Here is a 20261-nt window from a genome sequence, read left to right as displayed (position 1 = left end):
TTCAATCCCCCAGGTCGAGAGTGAGTTTGGTGACGGCGAACGCCTCGGCGTAGCGCGCCTGGCATTCGATGCCGCGGATGCGTGCGAGGCCGAGGAAGGCCTCCCGGTCGTACCAGGGCCGGTGCCGCTGCGAGGGGTAGTGCTCCTGAAGCAGCCGCACCTTCGCTTCGGCGGTCTCGGGCGCCAGCGGCTGGTACACCGCAGGGCGGCCGAGGTCGCCGTCCCACTTGACGATCTCGTAGCCGAGCACGAGGTGGTCGCGGAACGCGGTGGGTATCAGCCGTGCCAGGCCGCGGTGGTCCTGGTGCGCGTCGTCGGTGCGCGGGGCCAGCACGAGGTCCGGCTCGGTCCCCGCGCGCAGTTCCTCGACGGCGGACTTGGCCTCCTCCCAGTGCGCGGGCAGCCGTCCGTCGGGCACCTTGTGCACGGTCAGGGTCAGTTCGGCGCCGGGGCAGAAGGCGGCGAGCGCGGCCCGCTCCTCCTGCTCCCGCTCGCCGCCACCGCCGGAGAGGACCAGCGCGTCGACGCGCAGGCCCGGCCGCGCGAGGCACATCGTCAGCAGCGTGCCGCCGGCGCCGATGGCGATGTCGTCGCAGTGCGCGCCCACCGCGACGATCCGGTCGAGGCGCCCGGCGCCGAGGCGGATCACGCGGTCCCCACAGCGGCGCCGTCGCGTTCCCACACGGCCCACGGGCGCTCACCCCTGGCGTACCCGGCGTCGAGCGCGGCCCGCTCCTTCACGGTGTCGGTCGGCTTCCAGAAGCCGCGGTGCCGGTGTGCCACCAGCCGTCCGCGCTTGGCCAGTTGGGCGCATCCGTCGGCGACCAGGTCCCCGTTCTCCGGTATGTGGTCGAAGACCTCCTGGCGGAGCACGAAGTAGCCGCCGTTCTCCCACAGCGGCAGTTCGCTCACCGCGGTGATGCCCCCCACCAGGCCGTCCTCGCCCAGGTCCACGCAGTGGAACGACGACTGCGGCGGCACCACCATCATCGACGCGCCGGCGTCGCGCCGGGCGAAGGAGTCGATCATCTCCGGCAGCGGGGCGTCGGTGAGCACGTCGGCGTAGTTGGCGAGGAACATCTCGTCGCCGTCCAGATGGTGCCGCACCCGGCGCAGCCGCTCCCCGATCGGCGACTCGACACCGGTCTGCGCGAACGTGATCGTCCAGTCGGCGATGTCGGTGGACAGCAACTCGGTCCGCCCGCCCCGCAGCACGAAGTCGTTGGACGTCGTCTCCTCGTAGTTGAGGAAGAAGTCCTTGATGTGGTGGGCCCCGTAGCCGAGGCACAGGATGAACTCCGTGTGCCCGAAGTGCGCGTAGTAGCGCATGACATGCCAGATCAGCGGTCTGGGGCCGACCATCGCCATCGGCTTGGGCACGTCGTCCGCCGCGCCGCTGCGCATCCGCATCCCGTAACCGCCGCAGAACAGAACGACCTTCATGCGGTGACCTCCTTCACGACCGCGCCCTCGGCGATGCTCAGTTCCGGGATGGGGAAGACGAGCCGACCGCCCCACTCGTGCACGTACGAGAGTTGCTCGGTCAGCTCGGCCCGCAGGTTCCAGGGGAGGACGAGGACGTAGTCCGGCTTGTCGGCGGCTATCTGCTCGGGGGCAAGCACCGGGATGCGGGTGCCCGGGGTGTACCGGCCGTGCTTGTAGGGGTTGCGGTCGACCGTGTACGGGAGCAGGTCGGGGCGGATGCCGCAGTGGTTGAGCAGGGTGTTTCCCTTGCCCGGGGCGCCGTAGCCGACGACGGTCTCGCCGCGCTCGGCGGCCTCGATGAGGAACCGCAGCAGGTCCCGGCGCACCTTGGCGACACGGGCCGAGAACTCGGCGTAACCCGACAGCTCCTGGAGCCCGGCGGCCTTCTCCCGGGCCAGCGCGTCGGCCACCCGCCCGGTCGGTTCGCCGGCCGCGTCGGAGGGCCGGGCCCACAGCCGGATCGAGCCGCCGTGCGTGGGCAGCAACTCGACGTCCACGAGGGCGAGTCCGCCGCTCGCCAGCGCCCGGATCGCGGACGCGACCGTGTAGTACTGGAAGTGCTCGTGGTAGATCGTGTCGTACTGGTTCTCCTCGATCAGGGTCAGCAGGTGCTGCACCTCGATGGAGACCCAGCCGTCGTCGGCGACCAGGGCACGCAGCCCCTGGGTGAAGCCGACCACGTCGGGGATGTGCGCGTACACGTTGTTGGCCACGACCAGGTCGGCCGGGCCGTGCTCGGCGCGGACGGCCGAGCCGGTGTCCGGGGACAGGAACTCGGTGAGCGTGGGCACGCCCGCGTCCCGCGCCGCGGCACCGACGTTCACCGACGGCTCGATGCCGAGGCAGCGGATCCCCCGGTCCACCACGTGCCTCAGCAGGTACCCGTCGTTGCTCGCGACCTCGACCACGAAGGCGTCGGGTCCGAGACCCACCCGCGCCACCGCGTCGGTGACGAACGTGCGCGCGTGCTCCACCCACGAGGTCGAGTAGGAGGAGAAGTACGCGTACTCCTCGAACGTCTCCTCCGGCGTGATCAGCGGAGGGATCTGCGCGAGCCAGCAGTCGGTGCAGACCCGCAGGTGCAGCGGGTACGCGGGCTCCGGCCGGTCCAGTTGGTCAGCGGCGAGGAAACTCTCACATGGTGGCGTCGCCCCGAGGTCGACGACGCTCGCCATCGCCTCCGAGCCGCACAGTCGGCATCGTGTCATCTACTGTCCCCATCCCCCCTGCTCGCGCGGGTGTCCCCGCCGCGAGCCAGTGCCGACCGCCCCGCGATCGCGGTGCGGTACTCATCCAGCAGGCGTTCGAGGCCGACGGCCGGGCTGAAACCCTGCTCGTAACGGCGCCGGGCCGCCTGGCCCATCTCCCGGTTGCGGGCCGGCTCGCCCGCGATCCGGCGTATACGGGACACGAGCGAGTCCGGCTCGCCCGGCCGGTGCAGCAGCCCGGTCACCCCGTCCTCGACGAGTTCGACGAAGGCGCCGTGACCTGCGGCGACGACCGGGACCCCCGCCGCCATCGCCTCCACGACCACGAGACCGAACGCCTCCAGCCAGGTCGAGGGGGCCACCACGGCGACCGCTCGCGCGATGACCTTGCGGCACTGGTCCGTGTCGTACAGGCCGGCGTACCGCACGTCGTCCCGGCCCGCCGCCCAGGCGGTCACCTCTCGCTCCAGCGGCCCGGTGCCCGCGATCACGAGCGGCACGCCCACTCCGCCGCTCGCCGCGATCTCGTCCCACGCGGCCATGAGCAGCCGCACGCCTTTGGCCTCGGCGAGCCGGCCGAGGTAGAGCACATGCTCGCCGGGGCCCGACCGGCGGGCGTCGGGGCCGGGGTCGGGCACGAAGTTGTGCTTCACCGCCAGCCGCCGCGCCGGCATGCCGGCCCGCACCAGGACGTCGCGCTGCGCCGCGGAGATGCACAGGAACCGCTCCACGCCGGACCACCACCGTCGCCGGTTGACCGACAGGCTGACCGCGAGCGGCACCGTCGCGAGCCGGGAGCCCCGGTAGCAGCCGTGCCGGACGGCGGGCAGCGGCGTCGACCCGACGCACTCGGCGCACGGCCGGCCGTCCCGTTGCAGCGTGCCGGGCGGGCAGATCTGGGTGTAGTTGTGCAGCGTGGCGACGGCGGGCACGCTGGCGTCGGCACAGGCGGCGAGGACCGAGGGCGACAGGAGCGGGAAGACGTTGTGGACGTGCACCACGTCCGGCCGCTCGGTGCGCAGCCGGGCGGCGAGTTCCGTGCGGACCGCCGGGTTCCAGGGCACGAGCAGGGGCAGCGCGGCCTTGGCGGGCAGGGATCGGGCGGCGATGTCGTCGCTGCGTCGCTCGAACACCTCGACCCGGTGTCCGGCCGCGCGCAGCAGCGCCACCTCCTGGTCGACGACCTTGTTCTCCCCGCTCGGCTGCGCCGAGCCGTAGCGGTTGTGCACCACGAGGACGCGCATGGTCAGGCCACCTCCGGTCTGCGGGCACGGCGCGGGACGCGCCGGGGAACGTCGGGTGCCGGGACGGGCATGGCGGAGGCGGGCGCCGCCAGCAGTGAGGCGGCGACGGCCAGGTGCAGCAGATACGGCGAGGCGTCACCGAGTCCGGCCTCGGTGTACGACGCGATCGCGCAGTAGCTGATCAGGAAGATCGCGCAGGCCCGCTGCAGCGACGGTGGCCGCAGCAGCGCGACGCCGCCCAGCACGATGACGACCGCCGCCACGAGGGCGACGCCGATCAGGCCCTGCTCGTTGTAGACGGCCAGCCAGCTGTTGTCGATCGGCAGCCCGCCGAACGACTTGTCGCCGAGGCCCACGCCGAACGCCTGCTCCCCGCTCGTGCGGGGAGCCGCCAGCAGGGCGTCCCAGACCTTGGCCCGGCCGGTGAGGCTGGAGAAGTTCTCCTTGCTCTGCCCGCGCAGGAACCAGGCCTGCAGCACGGAGCCGAGCGCCACGACGGCCATCGCGGCGCACAGCACCGCCCAGGTGAAGAACCGGCGGGCGGCGGCGCTGGTCAGCACGAGCGAGCCGATCGCGAGCGCCAGCCCGATGACCAGGCCGAGCGTGGCCGTCCGGGTGTGGGTCAGCCCGAGCAGGACGAGCGAGGGCACGATGACGACGACCGCGCTGGTCCTGTCGGTGCGGCGGCCCAGTACGAGCAGCGCGGTGAGCCCGATGATCACCGCTGCGTACTGGCCGATCTGCGGCGGGGTGAGCGGCCACAGCGCGCCGACGAGCCGCCCGCCGTAGAGGTCGGGCAGGGCCGCACCCGGTGACACGGCCAGGCCGGCGGCCACCGAGCCGAGTACGGCGAAGTACGCCCGGATGTGGTGCCGGACGAACGTCAGGCCGCCGTCCCACCAGCGGCTGAGCAGCCACAGCGTGCCGACGAACAGAGCGAGCCGGGCGCAGCGGAACAGCGCGCCGAACCCGGACTCCAGGTGCGCACTGGAGATCACGCTCTCCACCAGCAGCAGGGTGAGCAGGAACAGGAAGGCGCTGGGCCGGATGCGCAGCCGGGGATTGAGGGCGAGCGCCAGCGCGAACGCGGCGACCAGCGCGCCCATGGTGACCAGCTGGATGAGGGAGCGGGGCAGCGGGACGATGGTCTTCGCCCCGGCGGAGCCGAGCGTGTTGAGGACGAGGAGCCCCCAGACGGCCCCGACGAGCTTCGGGGTGCGGTGTGCGTCCGTCGGGGTGCGGTGCGCGTCCGTCGGGGTGTGGTCCGCGGCCGTCGGCGTGTTCTCCGCGCGCGTCGGCGTGCGGTCGGTGCCCAACGGCGTGCGGTCCGCGCCCGTCGGCGTGCGGTCCGCGCTCACCGGAGTGCGGTCCGTGCCCGTCGGCGTGTGGTCCATTCCCATCTCAACCACCGTCCTGGGCGCGGAAGGTGCTGCCCGCGTCCTGCAGGTACGGCGCGCCCTGCCACTGCGTGAAGTCGAGCACCCGGCTCGGGTCGTGGACGACGAACGTCCACGACCCGACGTAGACGTTGTCGTGCCAGCGGTTGTGCTGCTTGCCGGTGATCGCCTCGGCCACCCCTTCGCCCTGGTACGGCGACCAGTCCGGATAGGTGCCGTAGTTGGCCAGCACCGCCATCCGGTCGCATTTCACGGTGCACTTGACGACGGACTCGTCCAGCACGAAGCGGTTGTCGTGGATGTCCACCCGCTGGGTCTTCCACCGGCAGTCGGAGTAGAGCGGTGCGGTGGCGATCCCCGGCCGCGCGCACCGGTGGGTGTCGCGCACCAGCAACGTGCACTCACCGGAGGAGGTGTTGGCCGGGCTGTTGCAGAACCGGTCGGCGTTCTCCCACAGGGTGATCCCGGACCAGTTGTCCTCCAGCACGTTCCCGTAGATCTCGATCCTGTCCGTGCGGGCCCGGACCCGTGGTTCGCCACCGGACTCGGACAGGTAGATCGTCGCGTACGGGAAGGTGTCGCCGCTGTCCGCCGCCTTGCGGCCCTCGACCCAGTTGTTCCGCCGGATCGTGTTGTTCCGGATGACCGCGTTGTAGCTGGTCTCGTAGATCAGCGCGGCGCCGTCGTTGGCCTCCAGCACGTTGTCCTCGATGCGGAAGTCGTTGTTGTCGGTGTCCGCCCACAACCCGGTTCCGCGGTTGTCGTGCACCCAGTTGCCGCGCACGTCGGCGCCGTCGACGTCCCAGAACTTGATGCCTCCGGTGCAGCCGCAGCCCTTGCGCCGCCGCTCCCAGTCGTCGGTGTTGTTGCCCACGATCTCGTTGCCCTCGACCACCAGATCGCTGATACGGCCGCCGGATTTGTACGCGTTCATTCCGTACTGCCCGTTGTCGCGCAGGCAGTTGGCGCGGACCCGCTGGCGGGCACCGGCCATCAGACCGGCGCCGGAGTTGTGCTGGATCGTCGCGTACTCGATCACCCAGCCGTCGGCCGAGTCGTGGTTGACGACGCCCTCGTCGGGCGGCGCCACGAAACGCTGCACGGTCAGATAGCGGATGGTGACGTCGCGCGCGCCGCCGCCGAACGCGTACTGGTTCTTCTTCCGGCCGTCCAGCACCGCGCCCGGCGCACCGAGGTAGCGGTCCCCCTCCTTGGGGACGACCTGGGCGTAGCGGTCCGGGTCGAGCCTGTGCATGCCCGGCCGCAGCCAGAACGTGGTGTGCGGGGGGCTGTTCCTGGTCTTCGCCGCCAGGTCGCCGACCTTCGCGGGGTCGACCGTGACCGCGCCCGCCGGCGCCTTCGCCGGCCCTTCGGCGGGCTCGGCGCACACCCGGGCCACGGCTCGGGCCGCCGACGTGGCGGACGTGGACCGCGCGGTCTTCGACTCCGTCCCGGCGCCCGGCGTGCTCTCACAGCCGGTCGCCGTCAGCAGGGCCAGTGCAAGTGCCAGTGCCAGGGTTGTCGCCCCCCACGGCCGGTGCCGTCTCTTGATGTCCACGCGCCCCCCTAGCCGCGGAACCTGAGCACGGTGGTGAAGCTCTGCGCGCCGTCGGCGGAGCCGGTGCCACTACCGGTGCCCGTGCCCGTGCCGGTGCCGGTGCCGGTGCCGGTGCCGACCAGCGTGGTGCTGGGTTCCTTGCGCCCGAAGCCGGCGGAGTACCAGCCCAGGGGCGGGCCGGTCTCACCGCGATGGGCCCGCCAGTTCAGCTCGCCGGGCAGGTCGAGCACCGCGGAGCGGTCCTCGCCGTCCCGGTTCCAGGTGAGCAGGGCCCGGTTGCCCGTCAGGTCCGCGGCGATCGCCGGGCCGAGGTGGAACGCGAGGCGCACCTCGGCCCGGTGCGGGCCGCGCACCTCGTCGACCACCCTCAGCTCCCGGCTCCCGGCCGTCAGCTCCACCAGGCGGCGGTGCACGGAGCTTCGGTAGCCGTCGTGCTCGGCACACCAGCGGGCCACACCCCCGCCGGATGTGTCCGCGACCGTGTCCGCAGACGTGTCTGCCGCCATGTCCGCGACCGTGTCCACCGCCAGGACGCGGCTGCGCGCATGCCGGGTCCACAGGAACGGGCCGCCTGAGACGGACTGGTCGCCGCCGTCCAGTTGCAGGGTGTTGTGGCCGAGGGTCGAGCGGAAGTACTGCCGCCACTCGGGCTGCCCGTGATAGCAGAACGTCCCGGGGTCGGCGAGCACGTCGACCCCGTCGTGCCGGACCTCCACGGACAGCGCGTCCGCGTGGGCGTGCGCGGCGATGGACAGAAAGCCGTGCGGACCGCCGTCGCAGCGGCACCAGATCTCCTCCGGGCCGCGCAGGATCGTCATGCCCGCGTCGGCGAAGTGCGCGGGCCGGCTTGCCGGGCGGGTCACGGCCGGTGCGGTCGCGTCGCCCGGGTACGGCCGGACGAGCGCGGCCAGCAGCGGGGTGCGCACGTCGGTGCCGGTCGCCTCCGGCCACCAGGCGAGCCGGCCGAACACGGCGTCCCCGGTGGCCAGCAGCGAGGCCCAGCGGTCGGTGCCCGCGCCGTCCACGACCAGGCCGTGCCCGTCGTCCGCGTCCCCCTGGCGCGGCGGCCTCAGCCGGTTGTCCACGACGGCCGCGAGCGCGTCGGTCATCCGCAGCAGCACCAGCCGGACCGGAGCGGGGACCGGCACGCCGGCCGCGTCCGCCTCCGCGAGCGCGGCCAGGCCGAGTTCCAGCACCAGTCCGTGGTACTCGGTGGCCAGCTCGCGGTTGATGCCGGACGGGAAGGTGTTGCCGCGCAGGTGCCGTTCCAGCAAGCGCAGAGCGTCGCCCCGCCAGCGCGCCGAGGCGGGGAACCAGCCGAACGCGCAGGCCGCGGCGAACTGCCCGGCGGCCTCGGCGACGACGTGGTTGTTCGCCGAGGACCCCCGGCTGGGGAAGGCGGCCAGCCAGCGCTGGTGGTGCCAGATCTGGTTCAGGGCCACCGGGTTGCCCTCGAACAGCCCGGCCGCGCCCGGCCAGCCGTCGAGCAGCCGGCGGATCCACACCCAGGACAGCAGCCGGATGCCCAGCTCGATGCCGCTGATCCAGTGCACCCCGCGCAGCGGCGGGTTGGCCGTCCACCACGACCTCAGATGCTCGGCCACGCGCTCGGCGTACCGCTCGTTCCCGGTGATCGCGTAGGCGGCGGCGAGCACGGTGAGGTACTGGTGCCGGGACAGCTCCCAGATCTGCTTGATGTCCCCGGCCGTCTCCTCGTCGCGGTACGGCACGTCGAAGGCGTAGCCCGACGGAGCGCGGCGCCCGGTCTTCGGGTCGTACGCCCAGTCCGGGGCGGTGAGGTCGTCGCGGACCACCCCGAAGTACTCGGCGTGCCCGTCCATCAGCCGGTCCGCCTCGGCGACGAGGCGTTTCGCGGCGTCCGGGGGGATGGCGGCGATCGTCCCGGGGGGCAGGACGGCGGTGAAGCGGGCCCCGGTCACGGCCGGGCAGCCCGGCAGCGCGGAGCGCCACCGCCGCCTGCGCACCACGTCACCCGCCCGGCCGCCGACCTCCCGCGGCCCCATCCGGGAAAGGCGTCGCAGGTACCAGCCCGCGCTCATGGTCATCGCGTCCTCGCCAGCATCACCGGCGCGCCGCCGGCCACCGAGACCTGCACGGCGAGGGTGGCCGCCGTGGTGGCGACCAGCGACCGTAGCGGCACCGGCATCGGCCCGCCGGTCCGTACGGCCTTGACGAACGCGGCCAGTTCGGCGGACTGGCCCTTGTCGCGGGCCTTGGGCAGCCGCGAACTGACCCACCGCTTACGGCCGTGGACACTGGCGCGGACGAAGTCGTCGAGCCACAGCACCTTGCCGTCCGCGACCAGGTCCAGCGTCTCCTTGGGGAAGCCGGGCGCGCCGGTGGTGACGTAGCTGATGGTGGCGGTGGACCCGTCGGGGTAGCGCAGCACGACTTGCAGGTCCTCGTTGCCGGACGCGGCGACGGCGTACACCGAGACCGGGTCGGCGTCCAGGAGCCAGCTCGCCGTGTCGATGAAGTGTCCGCCCTCGCCGGCGAACCGCGAGCCCTCGGTGCCCTGTTGGAGGTACCAGCTGCCCTGCTGCAGCCGGCCCGCGTTGACCAGGTAGCGCAGGCTCGCCGGTCCGGTCCGGGTACCGAACCGCTTGCCGGCCTCCTGCAGCAGGGGCGCGAAGCGGCGGTTGAAGCCCACTTGGATCCGGTCGTTGCCGGACTCCTCGACCGCCGCGAGCACACCGGCCAGTTCGTCCTCGGTGAGGGCCAGCGGCTTTTCCACGAACACCGTCTTGCCGGCCAGCAGCGCCCTGCGGGTCAGTTCGGCGTGGGAGCTGTGCCGGGTGACCACGAACACCGCGTCGACTCGGTCGTCGCCGAGCACGGCGTCGAGATCGGTGGTCGCCCCGGAGAAGCCGAACTTCCGCTGGGCGTTGGCCGCGGACAGCGCCGTCGTGGTGACGACGGTCGACAGCTCGACGCCGTCGCGCCGTGCCAGGTGCGGGAGCAGCATCGACGTCGCGTAGTTCCCGGCGCCGACGAACGCCAGCCGCACCGGCGTTCTGGCGGACCGGGCCGGGCTCCGCTTCACGTCCACGGCGGGCACGGCGACTTCGGGCACGGCGACTTCGGGCACGGCGACTTCGGGCACGGCGACTTCGGGCACGGCGACCTCGGGCACGGCGACCTCGGGCACGGCGACCGCGAGGGCCTCCGTCTCTTTTGCCCCCTCGTGTTCGGGGTACCGGAACAGCACGGCCACGGCCTTCAGTTCGCCGTCCTTCAGGCGCCGGTACGTCTCGACGGCGTCGTCGAATTCGGCGACGTGGGAGACGAGGGGCTCCACGTCGACGCGGCCTCGGGCGGCGAGATCGAGGAAGCACGCCAGGTTGCGGCGCTCGGTCCAGCGCACGTAGCCGATCGGGTAGTCGCGTCCCTCGATCTCGTACTCAGGGTCGTAGCGCCCGGGGCCGTAACTGCGGGAGAACCGGACGTCGAGTTCCTTCTCGTAGTACGCGTTCCACGGCAGGTCCAGGCGGCACTTGCCGATGTCGACGACCCGGCCGCGGTCCCGGCAGAGCCGGGCGGCCAGCTCGACGGGCTGGTTGCTGGCGCCGCCGGCGGCCAGGTACACCTGGTCCACGCCGTGTCCGCCGGTGAGTTCGGCGACGGCGCCCTCCACGGCCGCGGACGCGGGATCGCCGCAGGCCGCGGCGCCCAGACGCTCGGCCAGCTCGCAGCGCACCGGGTCGGGGTCGGCCCCGACGACGCGGACGCCCGAGGCGGCGAGGAGCTGCACCACCAGCTGTCCGATCAGCCCGAGGCCGATGACCAGTGCCACGTCGCCGAGTTGGGGCTCGCCGCGGCGGACGCCCTGCATCGCGATCGACCCGACGGTGCCGAAGGCCGCGTGCCGCGGCGCGAGGCCGTCCGGCACCGGGGCGTAGAGGTTCTTCGGCACCCAGTTCAGCTCGGCGTGCAGCGCGTGTTCGTTGCCGGCGCAGGCCACGAGGTCGCCGACCTTCACGTCGTCGGTCCCGGTGCCGACCTGCTCGACCACTCCGCACAGCGAGTAGCCCAGCGGCGTGTAGGAGTCCAGCTTGCCCATCACCTTGCGGTAGGTGGCGGGCAGCCCGTTGGTGGCCACGCTCTGCATGACCTTGGCCACCTGGTCGGGGCGGGAGCGGGCCTTGCCCAGCATCGACATGCCGGCCTCGGACACCTTCATGAGTTCGGTCCCGGTGGAGATCAGCGAGTAGGCGCTGCGGACCAGCACACCGCCCGGCTTGCATCCCGGTACCGGCACGTCGAGCACCGCCAGCTCGCCGCTCTTGTAGTTCTGCACAACCTGCTTCACCCGAAGTCCCCTTGTTTCTACGCCGTCTTCTAAGCCGCCGAGCGAGCGCTGCGGCCGGATCCGGAGGTCGCGCCGCGGTACCAGTACTCGAGCGTCAGCACATGCCACAGATGCTTGGAGAAGTCCCGCTGCCCGGCCGCGTCCTCGGCGGCCATGCGCGCCAGCGCGTCGCGGCGCAGCAGCCCGGAGCGGACGAGTTCGCCGTCGTGCACCACCTCGCGCACCAGCGGTGCCAGATCCCGGCTCATCCAGGCGCGCAGCGGGGCGCTGAACAGGCCCTTGGGCCGGTAGACGATCTCCCGGGGCAGGATCGAGGTGGCCGCCTCCTTGAGGACGGCCTTGCCCTGCCGTCCGACGATCTTGCGGTCGCCGGGCACGGCGAAAGCCGCCTTGACCACCTCGACGTCCACGTACGGCACCCGCACCTCGGTCGAGGCGGCCATGCTCGACCGGTCCGTGTAGGCGAGGTTCAGGCCCGGCAGGAACATCCGGGCGTCGCCCAGGCACATGCGGTTGACGAAGTCGTCGAGGTCGTTGTCCTGGTAGACGTCCGTGTGCTCGCTCAGCACGTCCTCGACCGCCCCGGCCAGGTCCGGATCGACCAGGGCGAGCAACTCGTCCTGGTCGTACATGGTGTAGCTGCGCCGGAACGCGGTCTCTTCCGGCAGGTCGGCGAAGGAGAGGAACCGCTTCGCGAAGCGCACCGACCGGTAGCCGCGGCGGCTCGTCGCGACCGGCAGCCGGTCCACGGTCGCCGCTATCCCGCGCCGCAGGGGGCGCGGGACGCGCTGGTAGCGCAGGGCGAGCAGGTTGGCCAGGTGCTTGCGGTACCCGGCGAACAGTTCGTCGGCGCCCATCCCCGAGAGCATCACCTTGACCCCGGCCTCCCGGGCGGCCGAGCAGATCAGGAACGTGTTGATCGCGGCGGGGTCGCCGATCGGCTCGTCCAGGTGGTACGTCATCCGCGGCAGCAGGTCGAGCACGTCCGGGGCGATCTCGATCTCGTGCAGGTCGACGCCGAACCGCTCGGCGACCTGCCGGGCGTAGCGCAGGTCGTCCGGCATCGCCTCGAACCTGGCGTCCTCGGCGCGGAACCCGATCGTGTAGGCGGAGATCCCGGGCCGGTCGCGGGCCGCCAGCGCGGTCAGGTAGCTGGAGTCGAGACCGCCGGACAGGAAGGTCGCCACGGGGACGTCGGAGAGCAGGTGGCGCCGGGTCGACTCCTCGACGACGGCGGCCAGGTCCGGCTGTTCGCCGCTACGGGCCCGCTCCCGGCCCTCGGCGGCGACGTCCTTCAGGTGCCAGTACCGGCCGCGCTCCACCCGGCCGTCGGGCCGGCACCGCAGCCAGCTCCCCGGCGGCAGCTTCTCCGCCTCGCGGAACGCGCACCGTGAATCGGGCACCCAGTAGTAGAGCAGCGAGGCCACCAGCGCCGCATGGTCCACCTCCAGCGACCCGCCGGTCGCGGCGGCGAGCGCCTTGAGTTCGGAGGCGAACACCAGCCCCTCACCGCGTCGGATCAGGAACAGCGGTTTGATGCCCAACTGGTCGCGGGCGAGCACCAGTTCACCGGTCCGCTCGTCGAAGACGCCGAACGCGAACATGCCGCGCAGCCGGGGCAGGCAGTCCGTGCCCCAGCGCCGCCAGGCCTCCAGGAGCACCTCGGTGTCGGACGTACCGCGAAAGCGCACCCCCGTGGCCGCCAGCTCGGCACGCAGTTCGGGCGCGTTGTACAACTCGCCGTTGTAGGTGAGGACGAGGCCGTCCGAGACCATCGGCTGGGCGCCGGTCCCGGACAGGTCGATGATGGCCAGCCTGCGGTGCCCGAGGTGCACCTCGCCGTCACCGGCGGGGTGGCTGTACCGGCCGGATCCGTCCGGACCGCGGTGGGCGAGGGTGTCGGTGAGCCGGTCGGTGACGGCCTTGCCGTCCGGCCATCGGTACGTTCCTGCGATGCCACACATGGGCTAGCGCGCCTCCTGGTCGCTGTCGGGGACTCGTGCGGCCCACATCGGCTGCCTCTCCGTGCGGTGCCGGCCCGCCCCGTTCTGCCGGGCCTGCCGCTCGCCGGGGCCGCGCAGGGCGGTGTGCGGCCCGTCCCAGAGCGTGCCGTCGGTCCGGTCGCGCGGGTCGGGGTCGATCAGCACCACGCCGATCACCGCGATGCGCTGGTCCGCGAGTTGCCGTGCCACGGTGTGCAGCCATGCGGCGCTGCCGTGTCCGGCCCGCACGACGAGCACGGTCCGGGTGCCGAGGTACTGCAGGTCGGTCCACGCGGTGCCGGGCGCCACCGAGCCGACGCCGACCCGGCGCTCCTCGTACGACGCGCTCACGGCACGCTCGCCGGTGACCACGGTCGGGGTGCCCTGTCTGCGGCGGCGGTCCGCGAGCTGCCGGCCGGGCAGACCGTCGACGACGACCACGGGCCCGTCGTCCGCCAGCGCCCCGGCGAGGTCCAGGGCGAGCACGCCCGTGGTGCGCGCACAGCCCAGTTCCAGCAGCGACACCGCTTCCGTGGAGCCGCGCACGGTGCGGGCCAGGGTCGTGGTGAGGCGTTCGCGTGCCGTCCGGGTCCGTCGGCGCTGCCACCGCCTGCCCGTCCGGTGGGGCAGTTCGGTGAGGACCGAGGCGCCCAGGTTCGCCGCGATGTCCCGGCGCAGCACGGGCCGGTCGGCCACCACCACGCCGACCGCGGCCAGCGCGAGTCCGAGGACGAGCCCGAGGACGAGCCCGATCGCGGCGTCGGTGGCGGCGGATGTGGCCAGGGAGTGCCGCACCGCGCGCGGGGCGTCCACGATCTGCGTTCCGGCGACGACGTCGGGCGTGCCGGTGCGCGCGTCGGCGGCGCGCTGGTCGAAGTCGGCGATCCGCGAGTTGAGTTCGGCCCGGCGGGCGAAGAGCGTCTCGATGCTCGCCGACGCCCCGGGGGCGCTCTGCGGCGACCGGTCTCCGATCGCCTTGTTGACCTGGGTGAGTTCGGCGCGCATGCGGTCACGCTGGTCGGTCAGCGCCTTCGCCTCGGCCTGCGCGGCGTCCCGCATCCGCTGCACATGGTCCGCGACGAACGCGTCGGCCAGCGCCTTGGCCCTGGCCACCGCCTGCGCGTCGCTGTCCGCTGTCACGTCGATCCGCAGCAGGTTGTTGGTCAGGCCGGTGCCCCGGTACTCCCGCATGAAGTCCTCCGGTTTCTCGGGGGACTTGAGGGAGTGCAGGGCCCTGGCGGCGATCCGCGAGGTCCCCAGTACGGCGACGTCGGTGCGGATCAGCGTTCCGGTGTCGTTCGGCTGGTCCTCCTTGTGCGCGACCAGCACCTTGGTCATCGCGGCCGGCGGTGGCGGCAGCAGGACCGCCATCGCCGCTCCGGCCAGCAGCCCGAGGAGCGCCATGGAGTACCACAGGCGGCGGCGTCTGCGCACGGCCACCACCAGCGCCTGCAGGTCGAGCAGCGGGGCGGCGGCCGGCGGCTGCGACGGCGTGCTCGTCGTCACAGCGCACCTCCCCTCGCGTGGCCGCGAACCGCGAGCGCCAGGGTGGCGTCGTCCGGCGGGTGGCCGGTGGACCGCTCCGGACGGGCGCGGACCGGGTCCGCGAGGACGACGCCGACGACCTCGTGCAGGGCGTCCGCGCACGCATCGGCGATGCCGGCGAGTTCCTCGGCGGTCCAGTTGCCCGCGCTGAGGACGACCAGGGCGCCGGACTCGGTGTCGCCGTCCGGCACGGTCGGCCGGTCCACCGGGACCTCCACCACCTTCAGCAGCGGATCGCTCCTGGCCTCGGTCACGAGCTGTCCGGCGGCCCGGCGGGCGATCTCGTCGCCGTCCGGTACGACCAGCAGCAGCCGCCGGGGGGCCGGGAGCCGCTCCCGCAGTCGCGCGCACACCCGCTGCCGGCGGATCCGTCTGCCGTCCTCGTCGCCCGACCTGTGCGGGGCCGGCATGTCCCACCGGGTGTCGACGCCGAGGAGCCGGCGGATCCGGGCCCGCGGGCCGCGGCCTTTGGGCCGGTGCGCGGGCCGTTCACCGGGCACGTCGACGGTGCCGAGCGGTTCCGTGCCCAGCGCCGCGGCGATCTCCGCTTCGGTGCGCAGCCGGCGGTTCGTCCGTGCGGCGACGAGGTGGCCGATGACCGCGAGCAGGAAGAACAGCAGCGCCCCGCCGGCGATGAGCTGCGTCCTCGTCGGCGGCGCCTCGCCGGTCGGCCGGGTGGCGGGACCCATGACGACCATGCCGGCCTTTCCGGTCGCCGGGGCGGCCTCGTCCAGCTTCGTCATGGCCTCCTCCAGGGAGGTGCGCAGGTTCTCGAGCGCGGTGCGGGCCTGCACGCTCTCCACGGTCTGCCCCGGATCGGCGGCATTGGCCAGGTCGGTGATGCGGCGGTTGGTCTCCGTCACCTTCTGGCGCAGTGCCTCGGTCCCCGTGGCCGCGCCGGAGTCGGTGGCGCCGCCCGCGATCCGCGCGGCGAACTGGACGAACTGCCCGGCCACCTGGTCGGCGAGCTGCTGGGCGTGTGCCGGGGTGTCGGCCGTGCCGGAGATCGTGATGATGTTCCCGTCGGCGGCCTTGGCGCTCACCTGGTGACGCAGCTCGCTGCCGCTGACGTCCCGCCGGCCGAGTTTGGCGGCGGCGAGGTCGACCACCGACGAGCTGGTCGCGATGTCCACCTGGGTCAGCAGTTCGCGCTCTTCCCACTGTCCGGGCAGCAGGACCGACACCGACGCCGTGTAGCGCGGCGGGAACAGCACCGAGGTGCCGTAGCCGACGAGCGCGCCGACCACGGTGAGGACGGCGAGGAGCCGCCAGCGCCGGCGCAGTATCCGCCCGATCGTGACCAGACGGATCGTGTCATCGCTCAACGACCCGGCCCCGTCCCTGTCCGGACCGGGTCGAGCGCCGACCCGGAGTGCGCTCGCGGCAGGCCGCGTCGTAGGCGGCGAGCAGCGACGCCTGCGAGTTCTGCCAGGAGAGCTGCCCGCCGATCCGCTCCTGGCCGATCTTGCCCATCCGGGCCCGCCTCTCCGGATCGTCCAGCAACTGTGCGATGAGCCCGGCGAATTCGGCCTCGTCGTCGGCGGACGCGTAGACGGCGGCGTCCCCGGCGGAGACGCGTGCCTCCCGGAGGTCGAAGGAGACGATGGGCCGGCCCATCGCCATGTACTCCAGGACCTTGTTCATGGTCGACACGTCGTTGAGCGGATTGCGTGGGTCCGGGGAGAGGCACACGTCCGCGGTGGACAGGTAGCGCACCAGATCGGCGTCCGGGATGCGCCCGGTGAACCGCACCTGGTCCAGGAGCCCGAGCCGCCGGGACAGTTCCACCATCGCGTCGAAGGCGTCGCCGGCGCCGACGAACACCGCGTGCCAGTCGGTCCGCCCGAACTCGTCGCGCAGCTTCGCGAGAGCCCGCAGGGCGTAGTCGACGCCGTCCTGGGGGCCCATGACGCCGAGGTAGCACAGCAGATGAGGCTTGCCGCGCTTCAACTCCGGTTCGGGCGGCACCGGTTGGAACCGGTCGACGGCGGGCGCGCTGCGCACCACGAAGACGTCCTCGGGCCGCTTGCCGCCGCGGCGCAGTGCGACGTCCCGGTAGCTCTCGTTCGTGGCGAGCACGATGTCCGCGGCCCGGTAGGTCCGCCGTTCCAGCGCGCACACGGCGCGGTAGAGCAGGTCCTCGCCGCGGTCGAACCGGGAGAGGTACAGCTCGGGTACGAGGTCGTGCTGGTCGAAGACGAACCGCGCGCCGCGCCGCTTCAGCCACAGGGCCGGCAGGAACAGCAGGTCGGGCGGGTTGCAGGCGTGGACCACGTCGACCGGGCCGACCTTGCGGGCCAGCCGGGCCGTGTGCCACAGGGCCGTACCGTACTCGCGCAGATAGCCGGCCGGTCCGCCGGTGGCCGCGCGCAGCGGGTAGCGGTGGATGCGCACCCCGTCGATCTCCGCCTCCGTCTCGGTGTCCCGCTTCTCCCCCCGGGGACAGATGACGTGCACCTCCCAGCCCGCGTCGCGCAGCGTCGTGCACTCCTGCCACACCCGCCGGTCGAACGGCACCGACAGGTTCTCCACGAGGATCAGCGCGCGCCGGCCGTGCCGGTCGCCGCCGATCGCGTCACCAGGCAAGGCCCACGTATCCCGGTTCGGTCCGGCGCTCTTCGGCGTCGGGAAGGCGGATGAGGTCGACGAGCACGGGCCCCTCACCACGGGGCAGCGCCGACAGCACGGCCGGGTCCCTGGTCCCGACCAGGCATACCTCGGCGTGTTCGAGCACCTCCTCGACGGACCCCGCGAGCAGTTGGGTGAGGTGCGGCAGCCGGGTCTCGATGTACTCGCGGTTCGCGCCCATCAGCCGGGAGAGGGTCACGTTGGCGTCGTAGATCCGCAGGTCGTACCCCTTGCCGAAGAGCCGTTCCGCCAGTTCGACGAGCGGGCTCTCGCGCAGGTCGTCGGTGCCGGGTTTGAAGGACAGCCCGAACAGGCCCACCCGGCGTCTGCCGGTGCGCTCGACCAGGTCCACCGCGCGCTGCAGATGCGCGGCGTTGGAGGTGAGCACATGGGCGAGGATGGGCACCGAGACGTCGGCCCGCTGCGCCGCGTGGACGAGGCTGCGCAGGTCCTTGGGCAGGCAGGAGCCGCCGAAGGCGAAGCCGGGGCGCAGGTAGGCGGGGCTGATGTTCAGCTTGCGGTCGGCGAGGAACACGTCCATCACCTGGTGCGAGTCCACCCCGAGCGCCTGGCACACCGCGCCCAGCTCGTTCGCGAAGCCGATCTTGAGGCCGTGGAACGCGTTGTCCGCGTACTTGATCGCCTCGGCCGTCGGGACCGGCACCCGGAACACCTCGCCGGGCAGGCCGTCGTACAGCGCCTCCACCACGTCGCCGCTCGCCGCGTCGAGCGCGCCGATGACGGTCTTGGGCGGGTCGAAGAAGTCCCGCACGCTCGTGCCCTCGCGCAGGAACTCCGGGTTGACCGCGACCCCGAAGTCCACCCCGGCGGTGCCGCCGACGTACTTCTCCAGGATCGGCACCAGCAGGTTCAGGCAGGTGCCCGGGAGCATGGTGCTGCGGAACACGACGGTGTGCCGGCCCCCCTGCCCGGCGCGCTCGGCCAGCGCGGCCCCGATCTGCTCGGTGACCCGCTCCAGGTATGTGGTGCACAGGCTGCCGTTGGGTTCCGACGGCGTGCCCACGCAGACCAGCGACACCTCGCTGCGCATGATCGCCTCGCGGACGTCGCCGGTGGCGCGCAACGCTCCCTTCTGTACGACCTCGGCGGTGAGTTCGCCGATCCGTTCCTCGACCACCGGGGCCCTGCCGTCGTTGACCAGGTCGGCCTTCGCCCGGTTCACGTCCACCCCGATGACCTCGTGCCCCATGCCGGCCAGGCACGCGGCCGACACGCAGCCCACGTAGCCGAGCCCGAAGACGCTCACTCTCATGACGCGTTCCTCCCCCCCAGGCAGGCCCCTGCGGCCTGCGATCCCTGCACCGGCCCGATGACGCCCCCCGCGCATCAGTAGGCCCCCTGTCCCTGAAGCACCGCACGCAGCGTCTTCCACAAGATCACCGTGTCGAGGGCGAGCGACCAGTCCTCCACGTACCGAAGGTCCAGTCGGACGGCCTCCTCCCACGGCAGGTCGCTGCGTCCGCTGATCTGCCACAGGCCGGTGAGCCCTGGCTTGACCAGCAACCGCCGCCGGATGTCCGGGCCGTAGGCGGCGGACTCCTCCGGCAGCGGAGGTCGCGGACCGACGAGCGACATCGATCCGGTGAGTACGTTGAAGAGCTGCGGGAGTTCGTCGAGCGAGTACCGGCGCAGCACCGTTCCCACCCGGGTCACCCGCGGATCCCGGCGGAGCTTGAACAGCAGGCCGGCGCCCTCGTTGCGGTCGGCCAGCGCGGCGCGTGCCCGGTCGGCCCCGGCGACCATGGTGCGGAACTTGAGGATGGTGAACTCGCGGCCGTCCTTGCCGACCCTGCGCTGGCGGTAGAACGCCCCGCCCCGGCTGTCCAGCAGCACGAGCAGCCCGACGAGCACCATCAGCGGCGCGAACAGCATCAGCAGGACCGCCGCGCCCATGCGGTCGACGACCTCCTTGACCGCCCGGCGGCCCCCGGTGAAGGTCGGCATGCTGACCCGCAGCAGCGGGATCCCGAGCACCGCGTCGACGTGCAGCCGCGGGCCCGCCACCTCCATCAGCACGGGGGCGACGATCATCTCGGCGTCGCTGCCTTCGAGGTTCCAGGCCAGCCGCTGCAGCCGGTCCGGTGACCAGTGCGGGTCCGGGGTGACCGCGACGACACGGTAGCCGTCCTGGCGGACGTGGCTCGCGACGTCCGCCAGCCGGCCGACGACCGGCACGCCGTCCAGTTGGTCACCGTCGAGCCCGAGACCGTCCGTCGTGCACACCGCGTCCACCCGCCAGCCGAGGTGCGGGAACTTGCGGGTCCGGGTGATCAGGTCGCGCACGGTGGCCGGGCTGCCGGCGGCGAGCACCGGTCTCAGGCACTGGCCTTCCTGACGGTGTCTGTGCAGCCTGAGGCGGAGCAGATACCGCGCGGTCATGGTGACGAGCGCGATCGCCGGTATCGCGACGAAGATCCAGAGCTTGATGTTGCGCGAGGTGAGGGCGATCCCGCCGAGCGCCAGGACGACGGTCGCCGTGAACAGCGCGCGTCCGAGCCTGCGGAATTCCTCGGCGCCCTGGCCGAGCACGGCCGGCGCCCACGACCGGCTCACCGCGAGCGCTCCCAGCACCAGCAGTTCGGTGCCGAAGGCCAGAATCCCCCATTTCTCATGCCAGTTGGCCGCGTCCCGGGCCCCGAAGAAGTTGCCTATCGCCGCCACCACCATGGCGGTGGCCACGGTGTCGCTGGTGATCACGGTACGGCGGTACCGCTGCTCCCAGCCGCTCACCGGCTCGCTGATCGTCCCGTTCGCCACGCGCTCGCGCGCAGACGGAACAGGGCCGACAAGTCCCCCCTGCCGCACAGAAACCCCCCGGTTCCCAGTGGTACATGGTCGCCCAACGCAGATGCCCACGGCAGGC

General features: G+C 72.6%; 13 protein-coding genes and 1 pseudogene. All 14 read right to left on the bottom strand.

From position 1 onward, the window contains the following. Position 1: 1 nt before the first annotated feature. The 14 genes and pseudogenes from ACGFYV_RS18015 to ACGFYV_RS17950 all read right to left on the bottom strand — a co-directional run bounded on the left by ACGFYV_RS18015 (position 2) and on the right by ACGFYV_RS17950 (position 20203). The gene (locus ACGFYV_RS18015; protein WP_393879355.1) at positions 2–649 is read right to left on the bottom strand and encodes a PIG-L deacetylase family protein; all 648 of its coding nucleotides are present in this window, start codon (positions 647–649) and stop codon (positions 2–4) included. Next, a complete protein-coding gene (locus ACGFYV_RS18010; RefSeq protein WP_393879354.1) occupies positions 646–1443 on the bottom strand; it encodes a glucose-1-phosphate cytidylyltransferase in 798 nt (265 codons plus the stop codon). The genes ACGFYV_RS18015 and ACGFYV_RS18010 overlap by 4 nt, the downstream gene beginning before the upstream one ends. Continuing rightward, a complete protein-coding gene (locus ACGFYV_RS18005; protein WP_393879353.1) occupies positions 1440–2693 on the bottom strand; it encodes a class I SAM-dependent methyltransferase in 1254 nt (417 codons plus the stop codon). Before ACGFYV_RS18005 ends, ACGFYV_RS18010 begins: the two co-directional genes overlap by 4 nt. Next, positions 2690–3937, bottom strand: a complete 1248-nt coding sequence (locus tag ACGFYV_RS18000; protein ID WP_393879352.1) for a glycosyltransferase — start codon at positions 3935–3937, stop codon at positions 2690–2692. Before ACGFYV_RS18000 ends, ACGFYV_RS18005 begins: the two co-directional genes overlap by 4 nt. Positions 3938–3939: 2 nt before the next feature. Beyond that, positions 3940–5337 (bottom strand): O-antigen ligase domain-containing protein, encoded by a 1398-nt coding sequence (locus ACGFYV_RS17995; protein WP_393879351.1) that lies wholly within the window; start codon positions 5335–5337, stop codon positions 3940–3942. Position 5338: 1 nt separating this feature from the next. After that, the gene (locus ACGFYV_RS17990; RefSeq protein ID WP_393879350.1) at positions 5339–6892 is read right to left on the bottom strand and encodes a right-handed parallel beta-helix repeat-containing protein; all 1554 of its coding nucleotides are present in this window, start codon (positions 6890–6892) and stop codon (positions 5339–5341) included. Between the two features lie 8 nt (positions 6893–6900). Then, positions 6901–8958 (bottom strand): alginate lyase family protein, encoded by a 2058-nt coding sequence (locus ACGFYV_RS17985; protein WP_393879349.1) that lies wholly within the window; start codon positions 8956–8958, stop codon positions 6901–6903. Then, on the bottom strand, positions 8955–11222 hold the full coding sequence (locus ACGFYV_RS17980; protein ID WP_393879348.1) for a bi-domain-containing oxidoreductase: 2268 nt from the start codon (positions 11220–11222) through the stop codon (positions 8955–8957). The genes ACGFYV_RS17985 and ACGFYV_RS17980 overlap by 4 nt, the downstream gene beginning before the upstream one ends. A gap of 29 nt (positions 11223–11251) precedes the next feature. Then, positions 11252–13186 (bottom strand): asparagine synthase (glutamine-hydrolyzing), encoded by a 1935-nt coding sequence (asnB, locus tag ACGFYV_RS17975; RefSeq protein ID WP_393879347.1) that lies wholly within the window; start codon positions 13184–13186, stop codon positions 11252–11254. Positions 13187–13189: 3 nt separating this feature from the next. After that, positions 13190–14710, bottom strand: coding sequence for a Wzz/FepE/Etk N-terminal domain-containing protein (locus ACGFYV_RS17970; protein ID WP_393879346.1), 1521 nt, complete (start codon positions 14708–14710; stop codon positions 13190–13192). Next, entirely contained in the window at positions 14707–16074 is a 1368-nt protein-coding gene (locus tag ACGFYV_RS17965) for a Wzz/FepE/Etk N-terminal domain-containing protein (protein ID WP_393879345.1), read from the bottom strand. Before ACGFYV_RS17965 ends, ACGFYV_RS17970 begins: the two co-directional genes overlap by 4 nt. Continuing rightward, positions 16071–17335: pseudogene (locus ACGFYV_RS17960) on the bottom strand (glycosyltransferase family 4 protein). The gene ACGFYV_RS17965 and the pseudogene ACGFYV_RS17960 overlap by 4 nt, the downstream one beginning before the upstream one ends. After that, positions 17325–18650 carry a nucleotide sugar dehydrogenase gene (locus ACGFYV_RS17955; protein ID WP_393879344.1) on the bottom strand — a complete coding sequence of 442 codons (1326 nt, stop codon included), beginning with the start codon at positions 18648–18650 and terminating at the stop codon, positions 17325–17327. The pseudogene ACGFYV_RS17960 and the gene ACGFYV_RS17955 overlap by 11 nt, the downstream one beginning before the upstream one ends. 74 nt (positions 18651–18724) lie before the next feature. Next, entirely contained in the window at positions 18725–20203 is a 1479-nt protein-coding gene (locus ACGFYV_RS17950; protein ID WP_393879343.1) for a sugar transferase, read from the bottom strand. Positions 20204–20261: the final 58 nt, after the last annotated feature.

The organism is Streptomyces sp. NPDC048297, assembly GCF_043201585.1.
Taxonomy (GTDB): Bacteria; Actinomycetota; Actinomycetes; order Streptomycetales; family Streptomycetaceae; genus Streptomyces.
Note: the sequence above shows the minus strand (reverse complement) of the source record. Positions and strands in the feature narration are given on the sequence as shown.

What these genes read in the sequence shown, in the direction of transcription:
- ACGFYV_RS17955 (WP_393879344.1), bottom strand. Translation starts at nt 18,650, where the DNA reads ATGAGAGTGAGCGTCTTCGGGCTCGGCTACGTGGGCTGCGTGTCGGCC.
- ACGFYV_RS18000 (WP_393879352.1), bottom strand. Translation starts at nt 3,937, where the DNA reads ATGCGCGTCCTCGTGGTGCACAACCGCTACGGCTCGGCGCAGCCGAGC.
- asnB (WP_393879347.1), bottom strand. Translation starts at nt 13,186, where the DNA reads ATGTGTGGCATCGCAGGAACGTACCGATGGCCGGACGGCAAGGCCGTC.
- ACGFYV_RS18005 (WP_393879353.1), bottom strand. Translation starts at nt 2,693, where the DNA reads ATGACACGATGCCGACTGTGCGGCTCGGAGGCGATGGCGAGCGTCGTC.
- ACGFYV_RS17985 (WP_393879349.1), bottom strand. Translation starts at nt 8,958, where the DNA reads ATGACCATGAGCGCGGGCTGGTACCTGCGACGCCTTTCCCGGATGGGG.
- ACGFYV_RS18010 (WP_393879354.1), bottom strand. Translation starts at nt 1,443, where the DNA reads ATGAAGGTCGTTCTGTTCTGCGGCGGTTACGGGATGCGGATGCGCAGC.
- ACGFYV_RS17995 (WP_393879351.1), bottom strand. Translation starts at nt 5,337, where the DNA reads ATGGGAATGGACCACACGCCGACGGGCACGGACCGCACTCCGGTGAGC.